The sequence below is a fragment of the Pseudomonas sihuiensis genome (assembly GCF_900106015.1).
GTDB lineage: Bacteria > Pseudomonadota > Gammaproteobacteria > Pseudomonadales > Pseudomonadaceae > Aquipseudomonas > Aquipseudomonas sihuiensis.
In genome coordinates this window covers 4,960,205-4,986,658 of record NZ_LT629797.1, presented here as the reverse complement: position 1 = coordinate 4,986,658, position 26,454 = coordinate 4,960,205, and the positions used below count along the sequence as shown (strand labels likewise).

The 26,454-nt window shown below is 63.3% G+C and carries 26 protein-coding genes and 1 pseudogene; 11 read left to right on the top strand and 16 right to left on the bottom strand.

Annotated features, from left to right (window positions below; genetic code table 11):
• The first annotated feature begins 37 nt into the window (after window positions 1–37).
• Complete coding sequence (glyA, locus tag BLT86_RS23305; RefSeq protein WP_004425032.1) at window positions 38–1,291, top strand: serine hydroxymethyltransferase; 1,254 nt, start codon at window positions 38–40, stop codon at window positions 1,289–1,291.
• A gap of 62 nt (window positions 1,292–1,353) precedes the next feature.
• On the opposite strand, the gene BLT86_RS23300 is transcribed toward glyA, so the two are convergent.
• A complete protein-coding gene (locus BLT86_RS23300; RefSeq protein WP_092379913.1) occupies window positions 1,354–1,860 on the bottom strand; it encodes a DUF3015 domain-containing protein in 507 nt (168 codons plus the stop codon).
• A 165-nt stretch (window positions 1,861–2,025) separates the two neighbouring features.
• On the opposite strand from BLT86_RS23300, the gene BLT86_RS23295 reads away from it, so the two are divergent.
• Window positions 2,026–2,397 carry a PilZ domain-containing protein gene (locus tag BLT86_RS23295; protein WP_074856097.1) on the top strand — a complete coding sequence of 124 codons (372 nt, stop codon included), beginning with the start codon at window positions 2,026–2,028 and terminating at the stop codon, window positions 2,395–2,397.
• Window positions 2,398–2,543: 146 nt separating this feature from the next.
• Here the strand turns inward: BLT86_RS23295 and BLT86_RS25965 are convergent, their stop codons facing one another.
• Window positions 2,544–2,690 carry a hypothetical protein gene (locus tag BLT86_RS25965; protein WP_017678812.1) on the bottom strand — a complete coding sequence of 49 codons (147 nt, stop codon included), beginning with the start codon at window positions 2,688–2,690 and terminating at the stop codon, window positions 2,544–2,546.
• A 247-nt stretch (window positions 2,691–2,937) separates the two neighbouring features.
• Window positions 2,938–4,296, bottom strand: coding sequence for a DNA repair protein RadA (gene radA / locus BLT86_RS23290; protein ID WP_013714011.1), 1,359 nt, complete (start codon window positions 4,294–4,296; stop codon window positions 2,938–2,940).
• 87 nt (window positions 4,297–4,383) lie between these two features.
• On the opposite strand from radA, the gene BLT86_RS23285 reads away from it, so the two are divergent.
• Window positions 4,384–4,878 carry a GNAT family N-acetyltransferase gene (locus tag BLT86_RS23285; RefSeq protein ID WP_092379911.1) on the top strand — a complete coding sequence of 165 codons (495 nt, stop codon included), beginning with the start codon at window positions 4,384–4,386 and terminating at the stop codon, window positions 4,876–4,878.
• Window positions 4,879–4,938: 60 nt separating this feature from the next.
• On the opposite strand, the gene BLT86_RS23280 is transcribed toward BLT86_RS23285, so the two are convergent.
• Together BLT86_RS23280 and BLT86_RS23275 are read right to left on the bottom strand one after the other, a co-directional pair.
• Window positions 4,939–5,217 (bottom strand): YdcH family protein, encoded by a 279-nt coding sequence (locus tag BLT86_RS23280; RefSeq protein ID WP_092379909.1) that lies wholly within the window; start codon window positions 5,215–5,217, stop codon window positions 4,939–4,941.
• 68 nt (window positions 5,218–5,285) lie between these two features.
• The gene (locus BLT86_RS23275; RefSeq protein ID WP_021487975.1) at window positions 5,286–5,534 is read right to left on the bottom strand and encodes a YdcH family protein; all 249 of its coding nucleotides are present in this window, start codon (window positions 5,532–5,534) and stop codon (window positions 5,286–5,288) included.
• Window positions 5,535–5,730: 196 nt separating this feature from the next.
• Here BLT86_RS23275 and BLT86_RS23270 point away from each other — a divergent pair, with 196 nt between their 5' ends.
• Window positions 5,731–6,756 (top strand): CNNM domain-containing protein, encoded by a 1,026-nt coding sequence (locus BLT86_RS23270; RefSeq protein WP_064493996.1) that lies wholly within the window; start codon window positions 5,731–5,733, stop codon window positions 6,754–6,756.
• On the opposite strand, the gene BLT86_RS23265 is transcribed toward BLT86_RS23270, so the two are convergent.
• The gene (locus tag BLT86_RS23265; RefSeq protein ID WP_092379907.1) at window positions 6,757–7,533 is read right to left on the bottom strand and encodes a ferredoxin--NADP reductase; all 777 of its coding nucleotides are present in this window, start codon (window positions 7,531–7,533) and stop codon (window positions 6,757–6,759) included. It abuts the gene before it with no gap.
• Window positions 7,534–7,775: 242 nt separating this feature from the next.
• Here BLT86_RS23265 and BLT86_RS23260 point away from each other — a divergent pair, with 242 nt between their 5' ends.
• The 3 genes from BLT86_RS23260 to BLT86_RS23250 all read left to right on the top strand — a co-directional run bounded on the left by BLT86_RS23260 (window position 7,776) and on the right by BLT86_RS23250 (window position 9,510).
• Window positions 7,776–8,900, top strand: coding sequence for a methyltransferase (locus tag BLT86_RS23260; protein ID WP_092379905.1), 1,125 nt, complete (start codon window positions 7,776–7,778; stop codon window positions 8,898–8,900).
• A 68-nt stretch (window positions 8,901–8,968) separates the two neighbouring features.
• Complete coding sequence (locus BLT86_RS23255) at window positions 8,969–9,226, top strand: type II toxin-antitoxin system Phd/YefM family antitoxin (protein ID WP_004425059.1); 258 nt, start codon at window positions 8,969–8,971, stop codon at window positions 9,224–9,226.
• The gene (locus tag BLT86_RS23250) at window positions 9,214–9,510 is read left to right on the top strand and encodes a type II toxin-antitoxin system RelE/ParE family toxin (RefSeq protein WP_092379903.1); all 297 of its coding nucleotides are present in this window, start codon (window positions 9,214–9,216) and stop codon (window positions 9,508–9,510) included. Before BLT86_RS23255 ends, BLT86_RS23250 begins: the two co-directional genes overlap by 13 nt.
• A 3-nt stretch (window positions 9,511–9,513) precedes the next feature.
• Here BLT86_RS23250 and BLT86_RS23245 read toward each other — a convergent pair whose 3' ends face one another.
• From BLT86_RS23245 to BLT86_RS23205, 9 genes and pseudogenes are all read right to left on the bottom strand, one after another.
• Window positions 9,514–10,833 carry a TldD/PmbA family protein gene (locus BLT86_RS23245; protein WP_092379901.1) on the bottom strand — a complete coding sequence of 440 codons (1,320 nt, stop codon included), beginning with the start codon at window positions 10,831–10,833 and terminating at the stop codon, window positions 9,514–9,516.
• Window positions 10,833–12,275, bottom strand: coding sequence for a TldD/PmbA family protein (locus BLT86_RS23240; protein ID WP_092379898.1), 1,443 nt, complete (start codon window positions 12,273–12,275; stop codon window positions 10,833–10,835). The genes BLT86_RS23245 and BLT86_RS23240 overlap by 1 nt, the downstream gene beginning before the upstream one ends.
• Before the next feature lie 104 nt (window positions 12,276–12,379).
• A pseudogene (locus BLT86_RS23235) lies at window positions 12,380–14,782 on the bottom strand (TonB-dependent siderophore receptor).
• A gap of 312 nt (window positions 14,783–15,094) precedes the next feature.
• Entirely contained in the window at window positions 15,095–16,015 is a 921-nt protein-coding gene (locus BLT86_RS23230; protein WP_092379896.1) for a FecR family protein, read from the bottom strand.
• Window positions 16,005–16,505, bottom strand: a complete 501-nt coding sequence (locus tag BLT86_RS23225; protein ID WP_017678791.1) for an RNA polymerase sigma factor — start codon at window positions 16,503–16,505, stop codon at window positions 16,005–16,007. The genes BLT86_RS23230 and BLT86_RS23225 overlap by 11 nt, the downstream gene beginning before the upstream one ends.
• Window positions 16,506–16,616: 111 nt before the next feature.
• Window positions 16,617–16,763, bottom strand: a complete 147-nt coding sequence (locus BLT86_RS23220; RefSeq protein ID WP_004425073.1) for a DUF2474 domain-containing protein — start codon at window positions 16,761–16,763, stop codon at window positions 16,617–16,619.
• Between the two features lie 196 nt (window positions 16,764–16,959).
• Window positions 16,960–17,967, bottom strand: a complete 1,008-nt coding sequence (gene cydB / locus BLT86_RS23215) for a cytochrome d ubiquinol oxidase subunit II (protein WP_064493988.1) — start codon at window positions 17,965–17,967, stop codon at window positions 16,960–16,962.
• A gap of 2 nt (window positions 17,968–17,969) precedes the next feature.
• Window positions 17,970–19,409: a cytochrome ubiquinol oxidase subunit I gene (locus BLT86_RS23210; protein WP_092379894.1), complete on the bottom strand. Its 1,440-nt coding sequence runs from the start codon at window positions 19,407–19,409 to the stop codon at window positions 17,970–17,972.
• 562 nt (window positions 19,410–19,971) lie between these two features.
• On the bottom strand, window positions 19,972–21,249 hold the full coding sequence (locus BLT86_RS23205; protein WP_021487963.1) for an acetyl-CoA C-acetyltransferase: 1,278 nt from the start codon (window positions 21,247–21,249) through the stop codon (window positions 19,972–19,974).
• A 374-nt stretch (window positions 21,250–21,623) separates the two neighbouring features.
• On the opposite strand from BLT86_RS23205, the gene BLT86_RS23200 reads away from it, so the two are divergent.
• Window positions 21,624–22,979 carry a 3-oxoacyl-ACP reductase gene (locus BLT86_RS23200; RefSeq protein WP_092379892.1) on the top strand — a complete coding sequence of 452 codons (1,356 nt, stop codon included), beginning with the start codon at window positions 21,624–21,626 and terminating at the stop codon, window positions 22,977–22,979.
• Between the two features lie 123 nt (window positions 22,980–23,102).
• Here BLT86_RS23200 and BLT86_RS23195 read toward each other — a convergent pair whose 3' ends face one another.
• Window positions 23,103–24,095: an AraC family transcriptional regulator gene (locus BLT86_RS23195; RefSeq protein ID WP_092379890.1), complete on the bottom strand. Its 993-nt coding sequence runs from the start codon at window positions 24,093–24,095 to the stop codon at window positions 23,103–23,105.
• 189 nt (window positions 24,096–24,284) lie between these two features.
• Here BLT86_RS23195 and BLT86_RS23190 point away from each other — a divergent pair, with 189 nt between their 5' ends.
• The 3 genes from BLT86_RS23190 (at window position 24,285) to BLT86_RS23180 (ending at window position 26,429) form a co-directional block, all read left to right on the top strand.
• Window positions 24,285–25,142 carry a MaoC family dehydratase gene (locus tag BLT86_RS23190; protein ID WP_092379888.1) on the top strand — a complete coding sequence of 286 codons (858 nt, stop codon included), beginning with the start codon at window positions 24,285–24,287 and terminating at the stop codon, window positions 25,140–25,142.
• 235 nt (window positions 25,143–25,377) lie between these two features.
• A complete protein-coding gene (locus BLT86_RS23185; protein WP_092379886.1) occupies window positions 25,378–25,683 on the top strand; it encodes a nucleotide pyrophosphohydrolase in 306 nt (101 codons plus the stop codon).
• Entirely contained in the window at window positions 25,680–26,429 is a 750-nt protein-coding gene (locus BLT86_RS23180) for a methyltransferase domain-containing protein (protein ID WP_055984152.1), read from the top strand. Before BLT86_RS23185 ends, BLT86_RS23180 begins: the two co-directional genes overlap by 4 nt.
• Window positions 26,430–26,454: the final 25 nt, after the last annotated feature.

Genomic DNA, 26,454 nt, shown 5'->3' with positions numbered 1-26,454 from the left:
CCTCTTTCTACCGCCCAGCTGATTTCAGGGGACCGCCATGTTCAGCCGTGATTTGACCCTCGCTCGTTATGACGCCGAACTCTTTGCCGCGATGGAGCAGGAAGCCCAGCGCCAGGAAGAGCACATCGAGCTGATCGCCTCGGAAAACTACACCAGCCCGGCGGTGATGGAAGCCCAGGGCAGCGTGCTGACCAACAAGTACGCCGAAGGCTATCCGGGCAAGCGTTACTACGGTGGTTGCGAGTACGTCGACGTGGTCGAACAACTCGCCATCGACCGCGCCAAGGAGCTGTTCGGCGCCGACTACGCCAACGTCCAGCCGCACTCCGGCAGCCAGGCCAACAGCGCCGTGTACATGGCCCTGCTCAACGCCGGCGACACCGTGCTGGGCATGAGCCTGGCCCACGGCGGCCACCTGACCCACGGCGCCAGCGTCAGCTTCTCCGGCAAGATCTACAACGCCGTGCAGTACGGCATCAACGACCAGGGCCTGATCGACTACGACGAAGTGGAGCGCCTGGCCGTCGAGCACAAACCGAAGATGATCATCGCCGGCTTCAGCGCCTACTCGCAGGTACTGGACTTCCCGCGTTTCCGCGCCATCGCCGACAAGGTCGGTGCCTACCTGTTCGTCGACATGGCCCACGTGGCCGGTCTGGTCGCTGCGGGTCTGTACCCGAACCCGGTGCCGTTCGCAGACGTGGTTACCACCACCACGCACAAGACCCTGCGCGGCCCGCGCGGCGGTCTGATCCTGGCGCGCAAGAACGAAGAGCTGGAGAAGAAGTTCAACTCCGCGGTATTCCCGGGCGGCCAGGGCGGCCCGCTGGAGCACGTCATCGCCGCCAAGGCGGTGTGCTTCAAGGAAGCGCTGCAACCTGAGTTCAAGGCTTACCAGGCACAGGTGATCAAGAACGCCCAGACCATGGCCCAGGTGTTCATCGACAACGGCTACGACGTGGTCTCCGGCGGCACCGAGAACCACCTGTTCCTGCTCTCGCTGATCAAGCAGGACATTACCGGCAAGGATGCTGACGCTGCCCTGGGCCGCGCCTTCATCACCGTCAACAAGAACAGCGTACCGAACGATCCGCGTTCGCCGTTCGTCACCTCCGGCCTGCGTATCGGCACCCCCGCCGTCACCACTCGCGGCTTCAAGGAAGACGAGTGCCGTCAACTGGCAGGCTGGATCTGCGACGTACTGGCCAACATCGGCAATGATGAAGTCGAAGGCCGCGTGCGTGAGCAGGTCAAGGCGCTGTGCGCGAAGTTCCCGGTATACGGCAACTGATACGCTGCCTGAAATGAACAAGCCCGCCGAATTGGCGGGCTTGTTTTTGCCGGGGATTAATCTCAGGCCGGCTGTTTCACGTAGCGCGCCAACTGCGCGTCACGGCTCATCACCTCGAGAGTGGCAGCCAGCACTTGCTCGCTGGTGGCGTCAGCTTTGCTGAAGATGCTGCCGAAGTTGTCGTGAGTGACCTTGGCGAAGTGCGCACGATCCTGAGCCTCCACGCCCAGCAAGGTAGCGTAGGCATCCAGCGCTTCACCCTGGCCCACGGCCATGTCTTCAGCGATGGAGTCGAGCATGCCATTCATTGCCAGCATGGAGCGACCGTTGTAACCCAGCGCGCCGCTGGTATCGCAGCCGTTGGTACCGGAAGTCATACCGAAGGTGGCATTACCCGAGGTGCCGTTGGTAGTGGTCGCTAGAAAGTGCGGCGCCATGCCGCGCTGCCCTTCGAACAGCATGTTGCCCCAGCCGCAGCCATTACCGCCCGCAGCATCGGCAAACGCACCAACACTGGCCATGCTCAACAGACCGAAGACCAAACCTTTACCCAGCAGTCGCTTGCTCATATGTGTCGCTCCGCAATATTGAGTAATAAAAACTACACAAGGAGCTTTGGCGAAACTTGGCCACCTGTCAAACTGGTGTGTCTCAGCTGTGCGCTGCGACACAGCGGCAAAGCACGGGGCCGTCAGCCTTGGCTATAGTGATGTAAATCCTTCAGGAGTATGGGCATGAGTGAATCAGCCAACGAGCGTCGGCGCTTTCAGCGCATCGCCTTCGACGCCCCCACCGTCATCGCTCAAGGTGAGCGACAATGGTCGGCAGCTCTGCACGATATCTCTCTCAAGGGCCTGCTGATCAAGACCCCGCGCGACTGGAACGGGGACCCGAACCAGCCCTTCGAAGCCCTTATCGAACTGGGGGACGAAGCCAAGGTGAAGATGGAAGTGGTACTGACGCGCACCCAGCCGCAGTCGCTCGGCTTCGTCTGTCGGCATATCGACCTGGAATCGATCAGCCACCTGCGCCGCCTGATCGAGCTCAATCTTGGTGATGAGCAACTGCTGGAACGTGAACTGGCGGCATTGGGCGAAGACGACTAGGTTCTATACGAAAAGTCGTCGAGCGAAGGTCAGGCGAGGCAAAAACCGGTGAGGAAGCGCAGTTTACGAGTGGTAAATGAGCATTCCGAACCGGTTTTTAACGAAGCATCACCGAGCGCAGGCACTTTTCGTACAGAGCCTAGCAGTCAGTGGCGCAAGCAGGCAGCCTCTGCCTGTTCACGACGCTGGCGACGCGCCTGAATACGCTGCGCCTGACGACGCGCATCGCGCGACTCAATGGCCTTGGCGTCGAAGTTGAAAGCCCGGGAAAAGAAATCGAAGAACAGGAACATGATGGCGTCTCCTTCAGTGGATACGCCTTCATGCTGCGCGTCGATAGCCTGCTACTTATTGACCTCGGTCAATTTTCGACCCGCCCCACTCGCGGCAGAACGCCGCAGCCGATACAAAGACGTAGCTCGGATGGACCTGTAGGAGCCGGCTTGCCGGCGATGCTTTTATCGATGATCGCCCGCAAGCGGGCTCCTACAGTTGGTACATGTGCAGGTACAGCAGGAAGGGTTTTAGCCGCGACTTTAGTTACTCGAAAAGCGCATCCAGCGCCTGTTCCAGGCGCGTGACGGCTACTATCTGCAAACCCGGCGGTGCTTCCTTGGGGGCATTGCCCTTGGGCACGATGGCGCGCTTGAAACCATGCTTGGCCGCCTCCTTCAGACGCTCCTGACCGCTCGGCACCGGACGAATCTCGCCGGACAGACCAATCTCGCCGAACACCAGCAGGTCATGTTGCAGCGGCCGGTTGCGCAGGCTGGAGATCACCGCCGCCATCAGTGCCAGGTCGGACGCCGTTTCCAGCACCTTGACCCCACCGACCACGTTGAGGAACACATCCTGGTCATAGGTCGGGATGCCGCCATGGCGGTGCAATACGGCCAGCAGCATGGCCAGGCGGTTCTGGTCCAGGCCCAGGGTAACGCGGCGCGGATTCGCCAAGTGGCTGGTGTCGACCAGCGCCTGCACTTCCACCAGCATCGGCCGCGAGCCTTCCCAGGTGGCCATCACCACGCTACCGGGCACCGCTTCCTGGGCGCGGGTGAGGAAGATCGCCGAAGGGTTGGAGACTTCCTTGAGGCCCTTGTCGGTCATGCCGAACACGCCCAGTTCGTTGACTGCGCCGAAACGGTTCTTCACCGCCCGCAACAGGCGCAAACGGCCATCGGACTCGCCCTCGAAATACAGCACGGTGTCGACCATGTGCTCCAGCACGCGCGGGCCGGCCAGCGCGCCTTCCTTGGTGACGTGGCCGACGAGGAAGATCGCCGTACCGCTCTGCTTGGCGAAGCGCACCAGCAGCGCCGCGCTCTCGCGCACCTGGGCCACGCCCCCGGGCGCCGACTGCAGTTGTTCGGTGAAGATGGTCTGGATCGAGTCGATGACCATGACCTTGGGCTTTTCCTGGCGTGCGGTGGCGATGATCGACTCGATGCAGGTTTCGGTCATCACCTTGAGCTTGTCCTGCGGCAGGTCCAGCCGCCGCGCGCGCATGGCCACCTGCTGCTGTGATTCCTCGCCGGTGACGTACAGTGCCGGGAAACGCTGGGCGATGTTGCACAGGGTCTGCAGCAGGATGGTCGACTTGCCGATGCCGGGGTCGCCGCCGATCAGCACCACCGAGCCATCGACCAGGCCACCACCGAGCACCCGGTCCAGCTCGCCGGAAGCGGTGGAGAATCGCGGAATTTCTTCGACACTGACCTCGGCCAGGGTCTTGATATTGGCCTTGTCGCCGGCCCAGCCAGTACGGCCACTGGGCGTCGCGCCCTCGACCACGGTTTCCACCAGAGTGTTCCAGGCGCCGCACTCACCACATTGCCCGGCCCATTTGGGAAAGGTGGCGCCGCACTCGGTGCAGCCGTACATGCGTTTAGCCTTGGCCATGGGAAAATCGTCCTGCCTGTTAGCGAAGGCTGGAACGATACCGAACTACTGGATAGATTTACAGACCACACCGCGCGGAGCACATCCATGCAGATCCAACTGCTGCCCACCAGCGCCGAACAATTGCCGCTACTGGCCAACCTCTACCAGTTCTATGCCTACGAAAGCTCCGACTGGGAGCAGGAGGACGTGGAGACGGACGGCCGCTTCTACATCCATCACCCCCATCTGCAGCGCTATTGGCAGGAGCCGGGCTGGAGCGCACAGCTGATCCTGGCCGATGGCTTTATCGCCGGCTTTCTGCTGGTCGAACGCAGCGAATTGCCGGGTATCGAGGCGCCGGAATTTGCCGACCTGTTCATCCTCAAGAAGTATCGCCGCCAGGGCATTGGCCGCGCGCTGGTGCAACAGGTCATGGGCGATGGCAGCCCGTGGTTGCTGCGCTACTACCGCCAGGATGAACTGGCCTGCGCATTCTGGCAGCAGCTACTGAGCGAGTGGCCCAGGCCAGCGCGCCCCGTGTGGACGGAAGAAGAGACGGACGGGCTGCTCACCTACCTGATCAACCCGCCCGTACATTGATAACGCCTGAGTGCAGGAGCCCGCTTGCGGGCGACCAGTCTGTACCAGGACCGCCGGCACTCAGCCCTTGCAGCCATTACCGCAACCGCAGCACTGCCCGGCAGCGCGCTTGAGCTGGCGCGCCAGCTCGTCCTTCATGGCGACACGATTGAGTTTCAGCGCGCCGAGCGTGACGTCATCGAGCAGCTCGATACCGTCCTCGATGCGGCAAATACGCTTGTCCAGCGCTTCGTATTCCTCGGCCTGGCGCGCGAAATGCTCATCACTCTGGCGCAGACGCTGCAGCTCGCTGCGCAGTTCGGGAAAGTCATGAACCAGCGGATGATGGTCGACGTGCATGATGAAGCCTCTGACAGGAAAGATGGCTCCAGCCTAGCGCCACAGAACAGCCGCTCACTTGATCAGGATCAAGCACTGCCCGCCTTGCGCAGCAGATCGGCGATCTCGTCCTTGAGGCCCACACGCTGCAGTTTGAGCCCCTGCAAGGTCAGGTCGTCGGCGGCCTCGCGACCGTCCTCTATTTCGTAGATGCGCTTGTCCAGCGCTTCATATTCGCCAGCCAGGCGAGGGAAGTGCGGGTGACTTTGCATCAGCTTGCGCATGACGTCGCCTTGCTGAGGGAATTCGCGGGTCAACGGGTGATGTTCAAGCGGCATGGAGGACCTCCCCAGATAGTGTCCCTTTAGCCTAGTCGAAGCTGGGCTACGTGCAGCCAGTGAAATATCGGCAGGCAAGACGTTGGGCAGTGAACGTCAACGGCGCCAGCATGACGAAATGAAATGTTGCAGCTTTTCTGCTTTTTCCAATGCGCTTACGCTAAATTGGCCGGCCCTTGGCCACCTACCCCTCTACATGACACTCCTGATAGCGTTCGCTGTCCTCTCCATCCTGGTTTCGTTCATCTGCTCCATCCTCGAAGCCGCCCTGCTCTCCCTCACGCCCAGTTACATCGCACAGCAGAAGGCCGAAAAACCTCAGTTGTACGAAAGGCTGAAAGAGCTCAAAGACAAGATCGACCAGCCGCTGGCGGCCATCCTGACCCTCAACACCGTGGCGCATACCGTTGGTGCGACCGGCGTTGGTGCGCAGGTGGCGATAGTCTTCGGTGACGGTTACCTGGGTATCGCCTCGGCGGTCATGACCCTGCTGATCCTGGTGCTTTCGGAGATTCTGCCGAAGACCATCGGTGCCCGTTACTGGCGCGCCCTGGCGCCCTTCCTGCCGGCCCTGCTGCGCTTCATGATCCTGCTGCTCAAGCCGTTCATCGTCATGTCGGACCTGATCATGCGCCTGTTCGGCGGCAAGGAGCCGGAGCACGACATTCGCCAGGAGATCAAGGCGCTGACCCTGCTTGGCCGCGAAGTGGGCAAGCTCGACGAAGACGAGCAGCGTGTGATCAGCAATATCCTCGACCTGCACGAGATTCGCCTGCGCGACATCATGACGCCACGCATCGTCTGCGAATCCGCCGCACCGGATGAATCGATCGCCGCGTTCAAGGCACGTGCCCGCGAGAGCCAGTTCTCCCGTTACCCGGTGATCGGCGAGGACGAGTCGCCGCTGGGCGTGGTGTTCCGTTATGACGCTCTGGCGGCCGAGAATGATGGCGAACCGATCACCCAGATCATGAAGCCGATCAAGGTCGTGCCGGACAGCATGAACGTGGAAAACCTGATGACCCTGCTCATGCAGGAGCGCCAGCACATGTGCCTGGTGTACGACGAGTTCGGTAGCTGGCACGGCCTGGTGACACTGGAAGACATCATGGAAACCATCATCGGCAAGCCGATTCTCGACGAGACCGACGATATCCCCAACATGCGCCGCTTCGCCAAGCGCCGCTGGGAACATCGACTCAAAGCGATCCGCGAAGACTGATCACCAGTAGTTTTCCACCGCCACCTGACCCGGCCGCCGGGTCAGGCTCAGATTCAGGCCGCGCACCTTCAGACGCTGACGAATGTCGTCGATCATCTGCGGGTTGCCGCAGATCATCACTCGCGAATATTCGGGCGTCAGCTCAAGCCCGGCGGCGCGCTCCAGCTCACCATTGTCGAGCAGCTCGGTGATGCGCGCATTCAGGCAGCCCGGCGCTTGCTCGCGAGTGACCACCGGCAGGTAGGTGAGCTTGTCAGCGAATTCGGCCAAGTGCTCCAGCTCGGCGAAACTCCAGATCAGCGGTTGATAGGCCAGTTCGGCAAAGCTGCGTGCGCTGTAAACCAGCACGATACGCTCGAAGCGCTGCCACACCTCGAAGTCCTGCAGGATCGACAAAAACGGCGCGATGCCAGTGCCACTACCCAGCAGCCAGAGGTCACGGCCGTCGACGAAGCGGTCCAGGGTCAGGTAGCCGGTCGCCATCTTCTCCACCAGCAAGCTGTCGCCAACGCGCAGTCGACTCAGCTCACTGGTGAATTCGCCACCCGGCACCACGATGGAGAAGAACTCGAGAAACTCGTCATGTGGCGCGGACACCAGCGAGTATGCGCGCCATACCACGCTGCCATCGGCTTTCTCGACGCCCAGGCGCACGAACTGCCCGGCGCGGAAACGAAAGCCCGGGTCACGGGTGGTGCGCAGGGTGAACAGGCTCGGCGTCAGGCTGTGTACCTCGAGCAGCGTCTGACGGGTGAACTTGTCTTCGCTGACAGTCATAATCGCCCCTTCAGGCACCTCCAAACACTATCTGCGTTGTCATCACTGCGTTAAAAACAAGCTCGTGCGCGAGTCCGATCAAAATGCTCATTTACAGCTCGTAAAGTCGAGCGCGACTCCGACCGTTTTTCGCTTGTTTTTGCCTTGTGCTGACTGCCTCGCCTACGTGTTTAGAGGCACCTCTTCATTGAATACCTGTCCAGTCTGGCGCAATCGGCCAGCGACAAACACCGAAGGTTTGCATGCCTACTCTCGAAACTCCCTTCGCCAGCCTCGAACTGCAGCGTCAGCCGCACCAGGCGAACGAGCCGCTCCAAGCCTTCGACGCCGCCGACGAATACCTGCTCCATCATCTTCATGAGCATGGCATCGCACCAAGCAGCCGGGTGCTGCTGCTCAACGACAGCTTCGGCGCCCTCGCCTGCTCGCTGGCCGGACACTGCCAAGTGACCAGCAGCGGTGACTCGCACCTGGGCTTTCTCGCCTTGCAGAAGAACCTCGCCAGCAACGGACTTAATGGCGATACGGTGACCTTTCTGCCGAGCTGCGAAACGCCGCAAGGGCCGTTCGACTGGATACTGATCCGTGTGCCGAAGACCCTGGCGCTGCTGGAGGAGCAACTGATTCGCCTGCACGGCCAGTTGGCGCCAAATCCCCGCGTGGTAGCCGGGGCGATGATCAAGCACCTGCCGCGCGCCGCCGGTGATCTGCTGGAGCAATACATCGGCCCGGTGCAGGCCTCGCTGGCAGTGAAGAAAGCCCGCCTGCTCAGTGCCATACCCGAGGCCAAGGCAGCGCCAAGCTCACCCTACCCGACCCGCTATCGCCTGGACAAACCAGCGCTGGAGCTGGTCAACCACGCCAATGTGTTCTGCCGCGACGGCCTGGATATCGGCACCCGCGCCTTTCTTCCGCATCTGCCACGCCACCTCGGCCGCGTGCGCGTCGCCGATCTCGGTTGTGGTAACGGCGTGCTCGGTATCGCCTACGCCCTGGGCAGCCCGCAAGCAGAGCTGACGCTGGTGGACGAGTCGTATATGGCGGTGCAATCGGCGCAGGAAAACTGGCGGGCGGCCCTCGGCGATCGACCTGTAACGATCCGTGCTGGCGACGGCCTGGCCGAGCAGTCGGCTGACTCGCTGGATATGGTGCTGTGCAACCCGCCCTTCCACCAGCAGCAGGTGGTCGGCGACTTCCTCGCCTGGCGCATGTTCCAGCAGGCCCGTGCGGCATTGGTGACCGGTGGCGAACTGTGGATCGTCGGCAACCGCCACCTGGGCTACCACGCCAAACTGGGGCGCCTGTTCCGTGGCGTCGAGCAGGTGGCGGCCAACCCGAAGTTCGTGGTGCTCAAGGCGAGAAAGTGACCCGTTGATTGTAACGGCCGAAAAGTATCACTAAAGTGGCACTTTCATCTGCGCAGCGGGCACCGTCCATGAAAGTCGAGTTGGTCACCAACCTGAAGCGACAGGCCACCAAGATTCTGGCCGACCTTCACGAGTCCAAAGAACCTGTACTGATCACCGAGCATGGAATGCCTTCGGCTTATCTGGTGGATGTCGATGATTACCAGTTCATGCAGAAGCGTCTTGCCCTTCTAGATGCCCTGGCTCGCGGTGAACGTGCCGTAATCGAGGGCAATACCGCGAACCATGAGCAGGCCAAGGAACGGCTGAGCAAATGGCTGAAATAGTCTGGACGAACACCGCCATCGAGCAGCTCGACGATCTAGCGCACTACATCGCCCTCGACAAACCGGACGCCGCGCGAGCGCTGGTCAGGAGGGCCGTTGAAACGGTTTCACGGTTAGCAGACTTTCCCCTGTCGGGCCGCGTTCCTGATGAGCTTCCACACTCCGTGTACCGCGAAATCATCGTCCCGCCCTGCCGAATTTTCTACCGCTATACAGACGCAACGGTTTTCATCATCCACATCATGCGAGAGGAGCGCGTGCTGCGCGCCCACATGCTCGAATGAGCATCATAACGTCAGGGTAAACCGCGACAGCAACGCGCCCGGCAAGGCCATCGAGCCCGTCTGCCTGGCGCCATAAGTGCCGCTGGGCAACAGCAGCTCGGGCTCGCGGGTCAAGGCCTCCAGTTGCGGGCCGAGGAAGTCGAACAGCGAATCATCGAAACGCATGGTGCTGACCGGCGCCTGGATCTGCCCATCCTCGACCCAGAAGGTGGCGAAGCGGGTCATGCCGGTCAGGCGTGCCGCGGGCAGGTCGGAGAAATTGCCGTACCACAGGTTGCCGATATACAGCCCGGTACCGAGCTGTTGCAGCACGTGCTGCTCATTCAGTTCACCGCCATGCATCTGCAAAGACATCGGGTATTCGCCACTGCCCGAGCCATTGGCGATCAGCCCATATTCCGCGGCACTGCGTGAGCTGACCAGACGTTCGCCAGGTCGCCCCTGGCCAATCAGGCGCAACGGCTGCCGTGGCCCTTCGGAGGTGAAAGCCGGCGCCAAGCCACCCTCGATGCGTTCGTCCATCGTCACCAACGGGCTGAGTTCGGCCTTGCCATTGAACAGACGCTGCAAGGGACTACCACCCGAAGCCAGTGCCTGGGCGCCGAAGCCCCAGCAGCACAGGCTGACCAGTTCCTCCAGCGCAGCTGGTGCCAGATAGGCGCGATAGGCCCCTGGCTGCAGCAGCTTGGCCGGTCGACCGAGAAATTCCAGCTGTTGCCGTGCACGCTCCAGCTTGCGAGCGAACGCCTGGGCGTCCCACTGCTCGCCGGCATAGCCGCTTTTCACGGCCTGGCCGTTGCCGTGAAAGAGGCTGAATTCGAAGTTGAAACTGCTCGCGGCGTACCAGCCGAACGCGCCCCAGGAACTGGCGAAGCCCTGATACTGCGGCCCCACGGCCAGAAAGCCGACCAGATCCAGGCTCGTGGCCGCCGCAACGATCTGCTGTGCCATGGCCGCGCTATCCAGCCGCGCCGCTTCGCCCGCCAGCTCGCTGCGCCAGGCCTCACGGTTCACGCGCAGATAAGGGTCGTCACTCAAGGTTGGCAGCACGCCACGCAGGCGCTGCACTATCTGCTGCAGGCGCGGCAAATCCTCGTCGAGCACGCCACTGAGCGCCAGTTTACTTTCGGCATGGCGCTGGCCCTGGTACAGCGACAGGGTGACGTAGACCTGCTGCACATCGCCGGCCTGGCGCACCTGGCCATGGTTGAAACGGATAAAGCTGGACACCTCGGCGCCGTAGGCCAGGGTGAAACCCTCCTCGCCCACGACTTGCGCCTGCAGGTGCTCCAGCAACGCACTGAAATGCTGACGGGCGTCCATCAGGCAGCCCCTCCAAAAACGTCGATATCGGCGAAGACGCAGGCCGGTGAAGCGTGCCCCACGCGAATCACCTGGTTGGGCTCGCCCTTGCCGCAATAGGGTGTACCCATCACCTCGAAAGTGCTGACATCGCCCACCGCGCGCAGGTTGCGCCAGAACCGCGAGCTGATGCCGCGGTAGTTGGGGTTCTTCACCACGCCCTTCAGTTCGCCGTTCTCGATCAACTGGCCCCATTCACAGCCGAACTGGAATTTGTTGCGCGCATCGTCGATCGACCAGGAGCGGTTGTTGCTCATCAGGATGCCGCGGTCGATGCCGCCGATCAGCTCGGCCTGGGTCTTGTCACCCGGCTCCAGATTGAGATTGGCCATGCGGTCGATGGGCGGCCGGTTCCAGCTGCAGGCGCGGCTATTGGCCACGCCCGGCAGGCCGCTGCGCCATTGCGACAGCGCGCCGCCGAGCGGACGCTGGAGGATGCCATCGCGGATCAGGTATTCGCGCTGCGCCGGGCTGCCGTCGTCGTCATGGCTATAGCTGGCCAGCTCGCCTGGCATGCCCGGATCGAAGGTCACGTTGAGCAGCGATGAGCCGTATGGGTAATGGCCGAAATCTTCCTGGCGAATGAAACTGGTGCCAGCGAAGTTGCGCTCGTCACCGAGGATGCGGTCCAGCTCCAGCGGATGACCGATAGACTCGTGGATCTGCAGGATCATCTGGTCCGGCATCAGCAAAAGGTCACGCGAACCGTTCGGGGTATTGGGTGCCAGCAGCAGCTGCAACGCCTCGTCGGCGATGCGCGCGGCGCTGCCGATCACGCCCAACTGCTGCAGTACTTCGGCACCGCCCTGGCGCGCCAGATGTGTGCCGCCGAAACTGCGGCTCTGGCTGTCATGCTCGTCGCTGGCGGTGACGCCTACCTGCGGAAACACACAGCGCTGGGCACGGCGTAGGCAGGCGCCAACGCTGTTGAGGTAGATCTGCTCATGGCAGGTGAAGGTCAGCCCGACATGACTGTCGACCAGACGCGCATCCTGGGGAATCAGCGCCGCCTCCGCCATCAGCAGCTCGAACCAGTGAGCGGCGCTCGCCAGCGGCTGCTCGTAACCCGGCATCACATCGTCGTTTTGCTCGGTGGGGTACGACAGGCTGGCGAGGTCCAGCAGGTTACGCCCGGCCAATGTACGGGCCATCTGCTCAGCGCGTTCCAGCGCAGCCTGCAAGCCGGCCTGACTGAGATCGCTGGTGGCCGCATAGGCTTCGACACCGGCGATACGCACGGTGAGCATGGCGCCGGCATCGTCGACGAAGGACGGCGCCTGCGCCACACGCCGGCGCACCCAGTAGGACTCCCGGCTTTCCTGCACATGGCGCAGCGACCAGAAATCAGCGTTGGATTTCAGCGCGGCGAAGCGGCGCTGCAGGGTATCGCTGAGGGCGAACATCGGGCCTCCTTGGCTGGCGACGAAAGGAGGCAGTATGGGAACAAGCACGCGCCGGGATCAACCGCCGACCGGCAAGCAAAAGCTAGACGCCGTCCCGCTCCCGATCAGAAATCGACCGTGGCCGAGACCTTGAGGGTACGCGGCGCACCCTGGGTCAGGTAGCCGCCATTGGCCGAGGCCCAGTAGTTCTCGTCGGCGACGTTCTCCACTACCGCGTTGAAGGTCACGGCGCGCTGGTCCAGGCGAGTCTTGTAGCGCGCCCCCAGGTCGACGCGGGTCCAGGCGGGAATGCTGTAGTCGTTGCCCGTATCGACGAACTGGCCACCTGTGCGCAACAGCAGGCCATTGAGGCTCAGCCCCGGCACGCCCGGCACATCCCAGTCGGCACCGAGGTTGAACTGGAACTCGGGTACTCCGACGGCCTGGTTGCCATCGTTGGCCCCACCGGCCGTGCCACGCAGCTCGGCTTCGGTCCAGGTCGCCCCGCCCAACAGGCGCAACCCGCTGAGTGGCTAGCCAAACAGGCTCAACTCGATACCGCGGTTACGCTGCTCGGCATCCACCCCGTAGTTGCCATTGCCATCGAGCACACCTTGCGGCTGCTCGATGCGGAAAACGCTCAGGTTGCCCCCGAAGCGACCCCAGTCGAGCTTAACCCCCACCTCGGTCTGCTTGGACCGGTAAGGCGCGAACATCGTCCCACGATTGTTCGCGGCATTTGGGGCAGTCGGTCCCTGCTGCAGCGACTCCACGCGGTTGGCATAGAGCGAGAGGTACTCGGTGGGTTTGATCACCAGACCATAGGCGGGCGTGGTGATGCTGTCCTGATAGTTGGAGGTACGGGCGCCACTGGCCGCGCTCCAGGCGTCGGCGCCAATGGTCTGCCGGCGCAAACCAAGCGTCAGCAGCACACTATCATCGACAAAACCCAGGGTATCGGAGACAGCCAGGCTCCTGTTCTGCACCTTGGCGGTGGTATCCGGGTCATGCAGATCGCCGGAAGGCTGGCTGGCGGTCGGCACGGGCACGGGCAGTCCCTCGTACAGGTTGCCATGCCCACGGTTGCCGGCGGTGGTGGACTCGAAGGCGTTGCGCTTTTCCTGCCAGATACCGTTGGCCGCCAGATTGACCTTGTGGCTGACCGGGCCGGTCTGCAGTTCGCCACGCAGGCCGGTGGCCAGGCTCAGGGTTTCCTGATCGAGCGGCGAATACAGGCGGCCGATGCGGGCCGCGCCATCGGCACCATAGACGTAGTTGGAGGCGTACACGCCGTTCTCCCGCGTGTACTTGCCGCCGCCAATCAGGTAGGCGGTCCAGGACGGCGACAGATCGTACTCGGCGCTGAACATGCCATAGCTGTCTTCCAGCTGCGACCAGCTCCAGGGCTGCGCGTAGTTATGCGTGGAGTCAGGTGCCCGAGGCACCTTGCCATTCAGGGTTGAGGTCACACCAGTAGTGGTCAGGTAGACAACTGAACGCCCCTCGTTGACGCGCTGCTTCTGGTAGCCAAGATCTGCAGCCAGGCGCAGGCGCTCGCCGCGATAATCCAGAGCAACGGTGGCCAGGCTGAAACGCGAATGCTCGTCGTCGACGGCCGTCTCGCCTTCACGCTGCGCCAGGTTGACCCGTACACCGAAGCGGTTGTCCTCACCGAACCGGCGCCCCAGATCGAGATGCCCGCCCACGCGGCTGTCATTGGCGTAGTCCAGGGTGAAGCTGCGAGTCGGGGTGTCTTCGGCGCGCTTGGAGACCACGTTGATCGCCCCGCCGACGCCACTGCCGCCAGGCGCCACACCGTTGATGAAGGCGTTGGCGCCCTTGAACACCTCGACGCGCTCCACCGACTCGGTGGAAATGATCTGCCGCGGCAATATCCCGTACAGACCGTTGAAGGCGATGTCATCGCTGTACAACTGGAAGCCGCGAACGACGAAGACCTGCGAAAAGTTACCGAAGCCGTAGGACTGGCGCACACCCGGATCGCTGGCCAGCACGTCGGCCAGGGTCTGCGCCTGGCGCGTTTCGATCAGCTCGGAAGTGTAGCTGGAAAAAGCGAAGGGCACGTCCTGCATGTCCTGGTTGCCCAGCAGGCCGATGTTCGCGCCATGCGCCACCTGGCCACCGGCATAGCTGGCCGGCAGGTCGCGGCGACCATCGAGCTGACCGCTGACGGTGGTAGCGCCCAGCTCCAGCACATCGCTGTTATCAGGACGCGGGATCAGCGTGACGGTGCCGTCGGCGCCGATACTGAAAGTCAGGCCGCTGCCCTGCAGCAACTGCTGCAGCCCTTCGCCGACCGAATAATCCCCCTTGAGTGCCTGGCGACCACTGACCCCGCGAGTCAGGCTGGCGTCGTAGAGCAGGCGGATGCCAGCCTGCTCGGCAAAATCGGTGAGCGCCGAATCCAGAGGCTGGGCCGGGATGTCGAGCTCGACGGCCTGCACCTGCGCGGCAGCGAGGCCGAGGGAAAGCGCGATCAATGTCGGAAGGAAGGGAATCGAACGCATGCGGATGTCCTGTGCTCTGCTGGCTATTCATGCGAAAAAGTCGCATTTGCAGAAACAGAAGACGAAGGTAATTCGCATTCCTGAACCGGAGCAGCAAATATTTCAAAAAAAGGTTCGCGGCATCACCCAGTCGTAGCCCGGATGCAATCCGGGGCTTTGTCCGCCTCTCCCGGATTGCATCCGGGCTACAGCGTTTGTACGACCAAGGCTTGTCCACTATCGGACTGGTAACGGAGTCGGCCAAAGACGGTGGACAAAAAGAGCGTTGTCCAGCCTACGTGGATGCAGTCCGGCAACTGTCAGATAGGACGATCAGCCGTCGGACGACACCAGCAGCACGCCCGGCAAGCGGGTCAGCTTGACCGGCAGCGCGGTCTCTATGGCGCGCAATACCGCCTGCGGATCATCCATCGCGAATACCCCCGTCACCTTCAAGGCACGTGCCCGCGCATCAAGAAACAGCACCTGCTGCGCCTGCTGGCGCTGCAGCTCCTCGAACACTTCAGGCAACGGGAGATTGCGGAATACCAGCCGCCCTCGCTGCCAGGCCAAGGCCCGCGCGGCATCCAATGGCTGCAGTGATTGCAGACGACCACCACGCCAGGCGATCTGCTCGCCAGCCTGCACGGCTCGCTCGGTACCCTCGCTGTCACTGACCTGCACATGCCCTTCGCTGACCGCCAGCAACACCTGATCCCCCAGCAGGTTGACGTCGAACCGAGTCCCGGTGACGCGAATGCGCGCCTCACCGGCCTCGATCACGAAGGGGTGGACAGCATCGGCCGCTACCTGGAAATCGACCTGGCCGCGATACAGACGCACTCGGCGCTGACCGTCTGCATCGGCGTTCCAGTCAAGAGCGGTGGCGCCATTGAGCTGCAGCCGCGAGCCATCCTCGAGCGTTATCTCGCGGATTTCTCCGGCCTGAGTACGTACATCGGCATGCCAGCCCGGCGGGGTCAACCACAGCGCCAGCAGCAGGCTGGCCGCACTAGCCAGTGGCAGCGGCCAGCGCCGCTTGCGTCTGTGCATGGCCTGCACGATGGCAGCGGGCCGCTCGACTTGGCCGAGCAGCGCCCACAGGTTTTCCGCTTCCGCCAGCGCCTTGGCATGCTCAGCACTGGTCCGGCGCCAGCGCTCCATCGCCGCGTGATCAGCGGCACTGGCCCGCCCGGAATTCAGCAGCACCAGCCACTCCCGGGCCTGGCTACCCAGATCAGCCTCAGTGGTCATCCATGCGTTCCTGGCAATATTCGAGGGCCTTGAGGATATAGCGTCCGGCCATGCTTTCCGAGACGCCCAGGCGCTCGCCGATCTCACGCTGGGTCAGGCCGTCCAGGCGATTCCACAACAGCGCCTGGCGCAGGTGTTCGGGCAATTCATGCATCAGGAGCTGCAGACGAGCCAGACGGCGACTGTCCTCGATGGCGCGTTCGGGGTCGGGGAGTTCGCTTTCCAGCGCTTCGTCGAGCGGTGCCGACTGCGGACGAGTCTGCTGTTGGCGATGGTGGTCGATGAGCAGGTTGCGAGCGATGCGGTAGAGAAAGGCGCGCACGTTACCGATCTCCTCGGTACGACGCCCCTGCAAGCGCAGCCAGGTTTCCTGGCGCAGATCGGCGGCGAGTTCACTGCAGCGTGTCTGCCGGGTGAAGAAGCGCAGCAGCTCCGGGGAATGGCGCCGGAACAGTTCTTCAGGAGGCAGTGGATCGACAGGCAGGGACACGAAGGGCTCTCGGTGCCGGGAAAACCCGAGAAAATATTACAAGCGCAAATGATTTTCAAATATATCCACTCGACCCTATTGGCCGAATGGACGTTGGCTGGATCGCCGGGCTCAGCCCGGCGTCCCCAACCCCGCCGCGCTCATGAACTGGCGCAACAGCCAGGCCACGATGCCCAGCGCGGTGACGCTGCAGGCCCAGATCAGCACCAGCCAACCCAGACGCTGCCACAGCGGTTTCTTCTCTTCGGTTTCGGTCATGGCCGTCTCCTAAGAACCTGATTCAAAGCCTCGCGAGCTAGAGCCATGCAAGGCGCAACGTGAGTAACAGCCTCCGGCTGGTCAAAGCAGGCTAGGACCGGTCGGAGTCGCGTTCGACTGTACAAGTGGTACATGAGCAGGCCGAGCCTGCTTTTAACGCCGCAGGGCCGACGCGCAGCAGGCTTTGGACAGGTTCTCAGTGGTAGCCATCATCCACCGTCACCTTGCCGCGAAACACGTAATAGCTCCAGGCGGTGTACATGAGGATGAAGGGGATGATGAACAACGCGCCCACCAGCATGAAGCCCTGGCTCTGCGGCGGTGCGGAGGCCTCCCAGATACTGATCGACGGCGGAATCACGTTCGGCCACAGGCTGATGCCCAGGCCGCTGTAGCCGAGGAAGATCAGCGCCAGGGTGAGCAAGAATGGCGAGTAGTTGGCGTTGCTGGCCACGGCCCGCAGCAGCGCCCAGGTGCACAGCAGCACCAGCACTGGCACCGGCATGAACCAGAACAGGTTGGGCAGGCTGAACCAGCGCTCGGCAATCGCCGGATGCTCGAACGGCGTCCACAGACTGACGATACCGGTCACCGCCAACACCACGAACACAAGTGGCCGCGCCATGTCATGCATCTGCTGTTGCAGGCGCCCCTCGGTTTTCATGATCAGCCAGGTGCAGCCGAGCAACGCATAGGCAGCGATCAGCGCCAGGCCGCAGAATACCGAGAATGGCGTCAGCCAGTCGAACGCACCGCCGGCGAAGCTGCGATTGACCACCTCGAAACCATCGATATAGGCACCCAGTGCCACGCCCTGGAAGAAGGTGGCAGTCAGCGAGCCGCCGATGAAGGCCTTGTCCCACAGATGGCGCTTGGCGGCCTTGGCCTTGAAGCGAAACTCGAAGGCCACACCACGGAAGATCAGCCCCAGCAACATCAGGATCAGCGGCAAATAAAGCGCGTCGAGTACCACCGCATAGGCCAGCGGGAAGGCGCCGAACAGCCCCGCCCCGCCAAGTACCAGCCAGGTCTCGTTGCCGTCCCAGACCGGCGCGACGGTGTTCATCATCACGTCGCGCTCGCCGTCGTCACGGACGAAGGGAAAGAGGATGCCGATGCCCAGATCGAAGCCATCCATCACCACATACATCATCACACCGAAGGCGATGATCACCGCCCAGATCAGCGGAAGGTCGATGCCCATGTTCAGCTCCTCTCCGGCAAGGTGTCGGTTTCGCCATCTTCCAGGCCTTCTTCGGCAGCCGACAGCGGACGCGCTGGCGTACGCGGTTGGCCAGGACCACCCTCTGAGGTTTCCTTACCCTCGTCGATCTTCGGCCCCTTGCGCACCAGGCGCAGCATGTAGCCGATACCCGCACCGAACAGCACGAAATAGACCACCACGAACAGCGCCAGAGTGAAGCCCAGCTGCGCCGCACTATGCCCTGACGAAGCATCGGCGGTACGCATCAGGCCATGAACGATCCAGGGCTGGCGGCCGATCTCGGTGGTGTACCAGCCCGCGAGGATGGCGATGATGCCGCTGGGGCCCATCCACACCGCCAGGTGCAGGAACGGCCGGCAGGTATACAACCGCTCGCCGCGACGTAGCCAGGTGCCCCACAGGCCGGTGAGGATCATCATCAGGCCCATGGCGACCATGACGCGGAAGGTCCAGAAGACGATGGTGGAATTGGCCCGGTCTTCCGGCGGGAAGTCCTTGAGCGCCGGCACCTGCTTGTCCAGGCTGTGGGTCAGGATCAGGCTGCCGAGCGCGGGGATCTCCACCTTGAAGCGGGTTTCCTCGCGCTCCATGTCCGGCCAGCCGAAGAGGATCAGCGGGGTCGGCTCGTCACCGACGTTTTCCCAGTGACCCTCGATGGCGGCGATCTTCGCTGGCTGATACTTGAGCGTGTTGAGGCCGTGCAGGTCACCGATGAAGGCCTGCACCGGCGCCACCAGCAGGGCCATCCATAGTGCCATCGAGAGCATCTTGCGGATCGCCGGGTTGTCACGCCCGCGCAGCAGGTGCCAGGCCGCCGAGGCGCCAACGAAGAAGGCAGTGGCGAGGAACGCCGCGGTGGCCATGTGCGCCAGGCGATAGGGGAACGAGGGGTTGAAGACCACGGCGAACCAGTCCACCGGGATCACCCGACCATCGATGATCTCGTAGCCCTGTGGCGTGTGCATCCAGCTGTTGGAGGCGAGAATCCAGAAGGTCGAGATCAGCGTGCCGATGGCCACCATCACCGTGGAGAAGAAGTGCAGACCCGGCCCGACGCGATTCCAGCCGAACAGCATGACGCCGAGGAAGCCCGCTTCGAGGAAGAACGCGGTGAGCACCTCGTAAGTCAGCAGTGGCCCGGTGACCGCCCCGGCAAAGTCGGAGAACGCACTCCAGTTGGTGCCGAACTGATAGGCCATGACCAGACCGGAGACCACGCCCATGCCGAAGTTGACCGCGAAGATCTTCGACCAGAAGTGGTAAAGATCGCGGTACAGCGTATTGCTGGTCTTCAACCACAGACCTTCGAGCACCGCCAAGTAGCTGGCCAGACCGATGGTGATGGCCGGAAAGACGATGTGGAAGGAAATGGTGAAGGCAAACTGGATTCGGGCGAGATCAAGCGCCTCTAGGCCGAACATGTCACATCCTCATTCAGGGTTATTTCGGCCCCAGCACGCAAAGCCGATCCATAGACTCCTGGTGTTGGAGTCAAACGAGCTGAAATTGTTCTTATGGAAGTGGTGTGCAGCCGAGAAGCTGCTGGGTAAAGCGCGAAAAGGCGCATTGATCTGGATCAATGCGCACTAAAAGACTAGCCGCTAAAGGCATAACTGGCGCTGTGGTGATTTGCCGCGCGACAGGCCACCGCAGCGCTTACCAAAAAAGCTTCGCCCCGGGGCGGGGCTCCTACGAAAAGCTGTGGCACCTACCTGTAGGAGCGGCGCCCCGCCGCGAACCTACGCGCAAAAAAAGAGCGGCCACGCGCTACGCGGGCCGCTCGAATCACGGAGTTGCTCAGAGCCTGATCAGGGCCTTGCGAGCTAGAGCCATACAAGGCAAAAACAGGCGAGGAAGCGCAGTTTACGAGCTGTAAATGAGCATTCCGAGCCTGTTTTTAACGCAGTAGGGCCGACGCACAGCAGGTCGTGAGCAGGTTCTTACATCGAGTGATCGCGATGACTTGCAACCACCCGTATTGGATTACCGCTCGAGGATTGCGGTCACACCCTGACCGCCTGCCGCGCAGATGGAGATCAGGCCGCGCCCCTCACCGGCCACCGACAGCAGCTTGGCCAGGTTGGCGACGATGCGCCCGCCGGTGGCGGCGAACGGGTGCCCGGCAGCCAGCGAGCTGCCCTTGACGTTCATCTTGCTGCGGTCGATGGCACCCAGCGGCGCGTCCAGGCCCAGGCGCTCCTTGCAGTAGTCGGCGTCTTCCCAGGCCTTGAGCGTGCACAGCACCTGCGCGGCGAAGGCCTCGTGGATCTCGTAGTAATCGAAGTCCTGCAGGGTCAGGCCATTGCGCGCCAGCAGACGCGGTACCGCGTACACCGGCGCCATCAGCAGGCCCTCCTTGCCCTGGACGAAATCCACCGCCGCCGCCTCGCCATCGCGCAGATAGGCCAGCACCGGCAGGCCGCGGGCCTTGGCCCATTCCTCACTGGCCAGCAGCACCAGCGAGGCGCCATCGGTCAGCGGCGTGGAGTTGGCCGGGGTCAGCGTGCCACGTGGTCCGCGCTCGAAACAGGGCTTGAGGGTCGCAAGCTTCTCCGCGCTGATGTCCGGGCGCAGATTCTGGTCGCGGGTCAGGCCGAGAAACGGCGTCATCAGGTCATCGTGCCAACCTTCGGCGTAGGACGCCGCCAGCTTCTGGTGACTGGCCAGTGCCAACTGATCCTGCTCGTCACGCGGGATGGCCCAGCGCTGCGCCATCAGCTCGCAATGCTCGCCCATCGACAAGCCGGTGCGCGGCTCGCCGTTGCGCGGAATGTGCGGCGCCAGGTGGCGCGGGCGAATCTTCAGCAGGCTCTTGATCTTGTCGCCGGTGCTCTTGCTGCGATTGGCCTCCAGCAGAATCTGGCGCAACCCCTCATTGACGCCGATGGGCGCGTCGGAGGTGGTGTCGACACCGCCGGCGATGCCGCAGTCGATCTGCCCGAGGGCGATCTTGTTGGCCACCAATATCGCTGCCTCCAGGCCAGTGCCGCAGGCCTGCTGCAGGTCGTAGGCCGGCGTCTCCGGCGCCAAGCGCGAGCCCAGCACGCACTCGCGGGTCAGGTTGAAGTCTCGCGAGTGCTTGAGCACCGCACCGGCCACCACCTCGCCGAGGCGCTCGCCATGCAGATTGAAACGCTCCACCAGCCCTTCGAGGGCGCTGGTCAGCATCTCCTGATTGCTCGCCCTGGCGTAGACGGTGTTGGAACGGGCGAACGGGATACGGTTGCCGCCTACGATGGCGACCCGGCGCAACTGGGTCATGAGGACTCCTTGCTGGTCGAGAAATCGAAGAAACCTGTGGCGAACTATTGCCCGTCAGCCGGTTCCCAGAAACATGAGACGTAGAATCTGTTCACGATCTCGCGAGCTAGAGCCATACAAGGCAAAAACAGGCGAGGACGCGCAGTTTACGAGCTGTAGATGAGCAGTCCGAGGCTGTTTTTAACGCAGTAGGGCCGACGCGCAGCAGATCGTGAACAGGTTCTGACACTGTAGCCTTGTGTCTGCACAGGCTAAACCTCAAACAGGTACGAACATTGGCCGCCTTGCCGGCATGTGAGGCGACAGAGTCAATTGCGCTTTGCCAACTGCCGCGTACAGTGACACGACTTTCGATTCGCCCGCAGGAGCCCTTCATGTCCGATCGTTACCTCGCTTTCGCCAACTCCTCCACCGGCCGCCGCCTGGTTGGCGCCCTCGGCCTGCCGGCGCCTGTGCGCCTGGAACGCTGGATGGCCGGCCGCGTGCGACCGGTGGACGGCGCCCTGCTGCTCGGTGGTGAAGGCGAACTGCTCCAGGCCGTGATGCCCTTCGCCAACAAGCTCACCGATCAATTGTTCTCAGCTCGCGACGGCCAGCTCGACCTGCCACGCTGGACCGCCGAGCACGGCCCCAAACTCAAGGCGCTGGTCTTCGACGCCAGCCACCTGACCCGTTTCGAACAGCTGATCGAGCTGCGCGATTTCTTCCAGCCCACCTTCAAGGGGTTGGCCAATAGCCCTCGCGTGGTGGTGCTGGGGCGCGCGCCCGAGTCGATCAAAGATCCTGTCGCCGCCAGCGTGCAGCGTTCACTGGAAGGTTTCACCCGCTCGCTGGGCAAGGAAATCCGTCGCGGTGGCAGCGTACAGTTGCTGTATGTCGGCAAGGGTGGCGAGCAGCAACTGGAAGGCGCGCTGCGCTTCTTCCTCTCGCCCAAGAGTGCCTATGTTTCTGGCCAGGTGCTGCGCCTGGGCGCCTGCGGCGAACAGGTCAAGGACTGGACGCGCCCATTGGCCGGCAAGAAGGCCCTGGTCACCGGCGCCTCGCGCGGCATCGGTGCCGCCATCGCCGAAGTGCTCGCCCGTGACGGCGCCGAGGTGGTGCTGCTCGATGTGCCACAGGCAGCCGATGCGCTGCAGGCGCTGGCGGCGCGCCTGGGTGGACGCGCCGTGACCCTGGATATCTGCGCCGACGATGCGCCGCAGCTCCTGGTCGAAGCCTTGCCCGACGGCCTCGACATCGTCGTGCACAACGCCGGCATCACCCGCGACAAGACCCTGGCGAAGATGAGCGACGCGTTCTGGAACTCGGTGATCGACGTCAACCTCAAGGCGCCGCAGGTTCTGACCCAGGCGCTGCTGGACGCCGACAAACTGCACGACAACGGCCGCGTGGTGCTGATCGCCTCGATCAGCGGCATCGCCGGCAACATGGGCCAGACCAACTACGCGGTGAGCAAGGCTGGCGTTATCGGCCTGGCTCAGGCCTGGGCACCGGCCCTGGCGAAGAAAGGCATCAGCATCAACGCGGTAGCCCCCGGCTTCATCGAAACCCAGATGACCGCCGCCATTCCGCTTGGCATCCGCGAAGCCGGGCGACGGATGAATTCGATGAGTCAGGGTGGCCTGCCGCAGGACGTCGCCGAAGCCGTGGCCTGGTTCGCCCAACCGGGCTCGGGCGCGGTGACCGCGCAGGTGCTGCGCGTGTGCGGGCAGAGCCTGCTGGGCGCCTGAGACATCTGCGCTGGTAGGCTGAAGCGGATCGCCGCCCGGCCCACCCTAGGGTCACGAGTGACTATGTGTGGGAGGCGCTTCAGCGGCGACGGTCGCGGCTAAAGCCCCTCCCACAGGTTGGCATCACCCCTTGCCGCGCTTGCGAAACTCCACCGGCGTTTCCCCGACCCAGCGCTTGAACGCGCGGTAGAAGGTGCTCGGCTCGGAGAAACCGGTGCGCTCGACTATCACTTCGATGCGCTCATCGGTCTTGAGCAGCAGCTCTTTGGCCAGGCGACAGCGGTAGTCGGTGATCAGGTCGTTGAAGCGCACCCCAGCCATGGCCAGGCGCTCACGCAGGCGCCGTGCCGGCATGTTCAAGCGCGCTGCTACCTGTTCCAGGGTGGCGCCGCCATTGACCAATAACTCGGCGATCAGCTCGCGCACCTGGCGCACCAGGTCCAGCCTCTCCACTTCCGCCAATTGCCGCCGCGCCAACGACTCGTGCATGCGCAGCAATTCAGGTGCGGCGTGGCGCGAAGCCTTGTCCAGAACCGCAGCGTCGAACAGTAGCGCGCAGTCCTCGGCGCCGAGGCGCACCGGGCAGCCGTAAACCGCCTGATAGCGTTCCGCGGATGCGCCCTCGGCATGTATGAAACGCACTTCACGGGGGCGAAAATCGTTTTCGGTCAAGGCCGCGAACAGGCGGATCACTGCCCCTGCCAACATCTCCGGAAAATGGCGCGGCGTGTCGGCCTCCACGCCCAACGTCAGCACGGCCATATCGCCGTCCACGTCCAGACGCGCACTGAGGGTGTCGGAGAGCAGGCGCACGTAGCGCAGCGCGTGGCGCAGGCCAACGCCAAAGGTTTCGCTGGAGAGAAACAGGTACTCCAGAAGCAGGCCATGGAAAGCGGGCAGGTGCTGGGCCAGGTACAGGCCGACGTGCTCCTCGCCGCACTCTTCGCTGGCGGCCTTCCAGAACGCGGCCTGGGCCGCATGGGGAAAGCGGCCAGCCGGCAGCCCGCCAGGAGGCAGGCCAACGCGCACCAGCACGCGGTCAGGATCAGTTCCGCTGGCACGCAGGGCATCGATTACCGGGCGCATCAGCGCCACATCGTCGGTCAGGTCACGCATGATTCCTGCTGTTCTTCTTATTAGTGAGCATTATTCGTGAACGGCGCCATCTTAGGAGCAGCGAGCCGCCGCGCGCAAACCACGTCGCAGACCGATTGGCTAGCCTGCGCACACGCAGGGCAGAACAGCCAATGCCAGCGTGGGTCTGAGGGTTAAGCTGCTGTCATTCATTCGCCAAGGAGTTCGCCAATGGCCATCGACTGGCTCGATCTCGATACACCACCGGCCCTGCCCGGCCTGTTCCTGCGCGCAGCCCTGCGCCGCAAGGTGACTGGCCGCCAGCTGCCCAATATCGGTCTGCGCTGCCGTGTGGAGGTGGAGCCGCAGCACCTGGCGCGCTATCGCCAGGTCTGCGCTATCGCAGACAGCCCCTACCTGCCACCGGTCTATCCGCATGTGCTGGCCTTCGGTCTGCAGATGAAGTTGCTCACCGACCGCCGCTTTCCGTTCCCACTGCTGGGCCTGGTGCATCTGGAGAATCGTGTCCGCGTATTGCGTCCGCTGGGCGGGCTGGGGCCGTTCCAGATCAGCGTGCAGGTCACTGACCTGCAACCGCACGACAAGGGCGCCACTTTCAGCCTGATCACCCGTTTGGAAGATCAGCTCGGCCTGCTCTGGGAAGGTGACAGCCGCATTCTCTGCCGCGCCCTGCGTCTCGAAGGGCAGGTGCCACTGCGCGCCGAACAGCCGCCGCTGGAGCTGACGCCACTGGCCGACTGGGGCGCGCCCGCCGATACCGGACGGCGCTACGCGCGCGTGGCTGGAGACTACAACCCGATCCACCTGTACGCCGCAACGGCACGTCTGTTCGGCTTCCCGCGTGCGATCGCCCATGGTCTGTGGAACAAGGCGCGCAGCCTGGCGGCCCTGCAGGCACACCTGCCGCAGGCCGGCTACGTGGTCGAGGTGCGGTTCCAGAAGCCGGTGCTGCTGCCCACCCACGTGGCCCTGCAAGCCAGCGAGCCGGGCGCCAACGGCCAGTTCCGCCTCGTCGGCGAAAGCGACACCCCGCATATGGCCGGTAGCTGGCAGCCGTTGACTGTCTGACGTGGCCCGATGTTATCCGGGAGCTGATATCGAGAACATCCGCCCCGGATTGCATCCGGGCTACGGCTATGCGTGTGCGTAGGAGCGAGCTCTGCTCGCGAATCTGGCCAGCAGAAAAGCTTCGCGAGCCCAGCTCGCTCCCACAAAAGTCGCTGCTCTGCCGACGCCTTCCCGCCAACGACTTGCGGTCGCCTCCGTTCGGGCCGAAGCTATGCGGCTCGAACGGAGCCGTATCATGAACCTCGCTGAACTTACCGCCCGCATGCACGCCATTCGCGATCACAACGACTGGCGCCGTTACCAAAGCCCGAAGAACCTGGTCATGGCCGCCAGCGTGGAAATGGCCGAGCTGGTGGAAATCTTCCAGTGGCTGAACGAGGAGCAGTCGCGCCAACTGCCCCCAGAGCAGCTCGCCCATGCCGGGCAGGAAGTGGCCGATGTGGTGCTCTACCTGCTGCAACTGTGCAGCGAGCTGGGCCTCGACATGAACCAGGCGGTGCTCGACAAGCTCGCCGACAACGAACGGCGCTTCCTCAAATGAGTGATCGCCACTTCGATGAGCTCGCCACCCGTTTCGCCGAGAAGATCTACGGCGGCGCCAAGGGTGCGATCCGCCTCGCCGTGCTGCAGGCCGACCTGGCCGAGGCGCTGCCGGATCGCCCGCTGCGCGTGCTGGATGTCGGCGCCGGCCTGGGCCACATGAGCCTGTGGCTGGCCCAGCGCGGTCACCAGGTCACCCTGGCCGAGCCGGCCGAACCCATGCTCGAAGGTGCGCGCCAGCGCTTCGCCGAAGCCGGCCAGAGCGCTACGCTCATCCAGGCGCCCTGGCAGGAACTGCTCGGCCAACTGCAGGAGCCCTTCGACCTGGTGCTGTGCCACGCCGTGCTGGAGTGGCTGGCCGAGCCGGCAGCCATCCTGCCAGTGCTGCACCAACTGACGGCCAAAGATGGCTGGCTGTCGCTGGCCTTCTACAACAAGGACGCGCTGATCTACCGCAACCTGCTCAAGGGCCATTTTCGCAAGCTGCGCAAGGAACACTTCGCCGGCGAGAAACAGAGCCTGACGCCACAGCAACCGGTCGACCCACGGGAGCTGGCCACGCAACTCGCGGCCTACTGGCAGGTCGAAAGCCGTAGCGGCGTACGCGTATTCCACGATTACATGCCGCAGCAATTCCAGGCCAAGGCCGAACTGATCGACCTGCTGGAAATGGAACTGGCGCACCGCCGCCACCCCAGCTTCGAGGGGCTCGGCCGCTACCTGCACTGGATCTGCCGACCACGCTGAGCGCGTTGGACGAAGCCGACAGTCC

Coding starts and splice junctions, on each gene's coding strand:
- glyA (WP_004425032.1), top strand. CDS start 38: ATGTTCAGCCGTGATTTGACCCTCGCTCGTTATGACGCCGAACTCTTT.
- BLT86_RS23300 (WP_092379913.1), bottom strand. CDS start 1,860: ATGAGCAAGCGACTGCTGGGTAAAGGTTTGGTCTTCGGTCTGTTGAGC.
- BLT86_RS23295 (WP_074856097.1), top strand. CDS start 2,026: ATGAGTGAATCAGCCAACGAGCGTCGGCGCTTTCAGCGCATCGCCTTC.
- BLT86_RS25965 (WP_017678812.1), bottom strand. CDS start 2,690: ATGTTCCTGTTCTTCGATTTCTTTTCCCGGGCTTTCAACTTCGACGCC.
- radA (WP_013714011.1), bottom strand. CDS start 4,296: ATGGCCAAGGCTAAACGCATGTACGGCTGCACCGAGTGCGGCGCCACC.
- BLT86_RS23285 (WP_092379911.1), top strand. CDS start 4,384: ATGCAGATCCAACTGCTGCCCACCAGCGCCGAACAATTGCCGCTACTG.
- BLT86_RS23280 (WP_092379909.1), bottom strand. CDS start 5,217: ATGCACGTCGACCATCATCCGCTGGTTCATGACTTTCCCGAACTGCGC.
- BLT86_RS23275 (WP_021487975.1), bottom strand. CDS start 5,534: ATGCCGCTTGAACATCACCCGTTGACCCGCGAATTCCCTCAGCAAGGC.
- BLT86_RS23270 (WP_064493996.1), top strand. CDS start 5,731: ATGACACTCCTGATAGCGTTCGCTGTCCTCTCCATCCTGGTTTCGTTC.
- BLT86_RS23265 (WP_092379907.1), bottom strand. CDS start 7,533: ATGACTGTCAGCGAAGACAAGTTCACCCGTCAGACGCTGCTCGAGGTA.
- BLT86_RS23260 (WP_092379905.1), top strand. CDS start 7,776: ATGCCTACTCTCGAAACTCCCTTCGCCAGCCTCGAACTGCAGCGTCAG.
- BLT86_RS23255 (WP_004425059.1), top strand. CDS start 8,969: ATGAAAGTCGAGTTGGTCACCAACCTGAAGCGACAGGCCACCAAGATT.
- BLT86_RS23250 (WP_092379903.1), top strand. CDS start 9,214: ATGGCTGAAATAGTCTGGACGAACACCGCCATCGAGCAGCTCGACGAT.
- BLT86_RS23245 (WP_092379901.1), bottom strand. CDS start 10,833: ATGGACGCCCGTCAGCATTTCAGTGCGTTGCTGGAGCACCTGCAGGCG.
- BLT86_RS23240 (WP_092379898.1), bottom strand. CDS start 12,275: ATGTTCGCCCTCAGCGATACCCTGCAGCGCCGCTTCGCCGCGCTGAAA.
- BLT86_RS23230 (WP_092379896.1), bottom strand. CDS start 16,015: ATGACCACTGAGGCTGATCTGGGTAGCCAGGCCCGGGAGTGGCTGGTG.
- BLT86_RS23220 (WP_004425073.1), bottom strand. CDS start 16,763: ATGACCGAAACCGAAGAGAAGAAACCGCTGTGGCAGCGTCTGGGTTGG.
- cydB (WP_064493988.1), bottom strand. CDS start 17,967: ATGGGCATCGACCTTCCGCTGATCTGGGCGGTGATCATCGCCTTCGGT.
- BLT86_RS23210 (WP_092379894.1), bottom strand. CDS start 19,409: ATGTTCGGCCTAGAGGCGCTTGATCTCGCCCGAATCCAGTTTGCCTTC.
- BLT86_RS23205 (WP_021487963.1), bottom strand. CDS start 21,249: ATGACCCAGTTGCGCCGGGTCGCCATCGTAGGCGGCAACCGTATCCCG.
- BLT86_RS23200 (WP_092379892.1), top strand. CDS start 21,624: ATGTCCGATCGTTACCTCGCTTTCGCCAACTCCTCCACCGGCCGCCGC.
- BLT86_RS23195 (WP_092379890.1), bottom strand. CDS start 24,095: ATGCGTGACCTGACCGACGATGTGGCGCTGATGCGCCCGGTAATCGAT.
- BLT86_RS23190 (WP_092379888.1), top strand. CDS start 24,285: ATGGCCATCGACTGGCTCGATCTCGATACACCACCGGCCCTGCCCGGC.
- BLT86_RS23185 (WP_092379886.1), top strand. CDS start 25,378: ATGAACCTCGCTGAACTTACCGCCCGCATGCACGCCATTCGCGATCAC.
- BLT86_RS23180 (WP_055984152.1), top strand. CDS start 25,680: ATGAGTGATCGCCACTTCGATGAGCTCGCCACCCGTTTCGCCGAGAAG.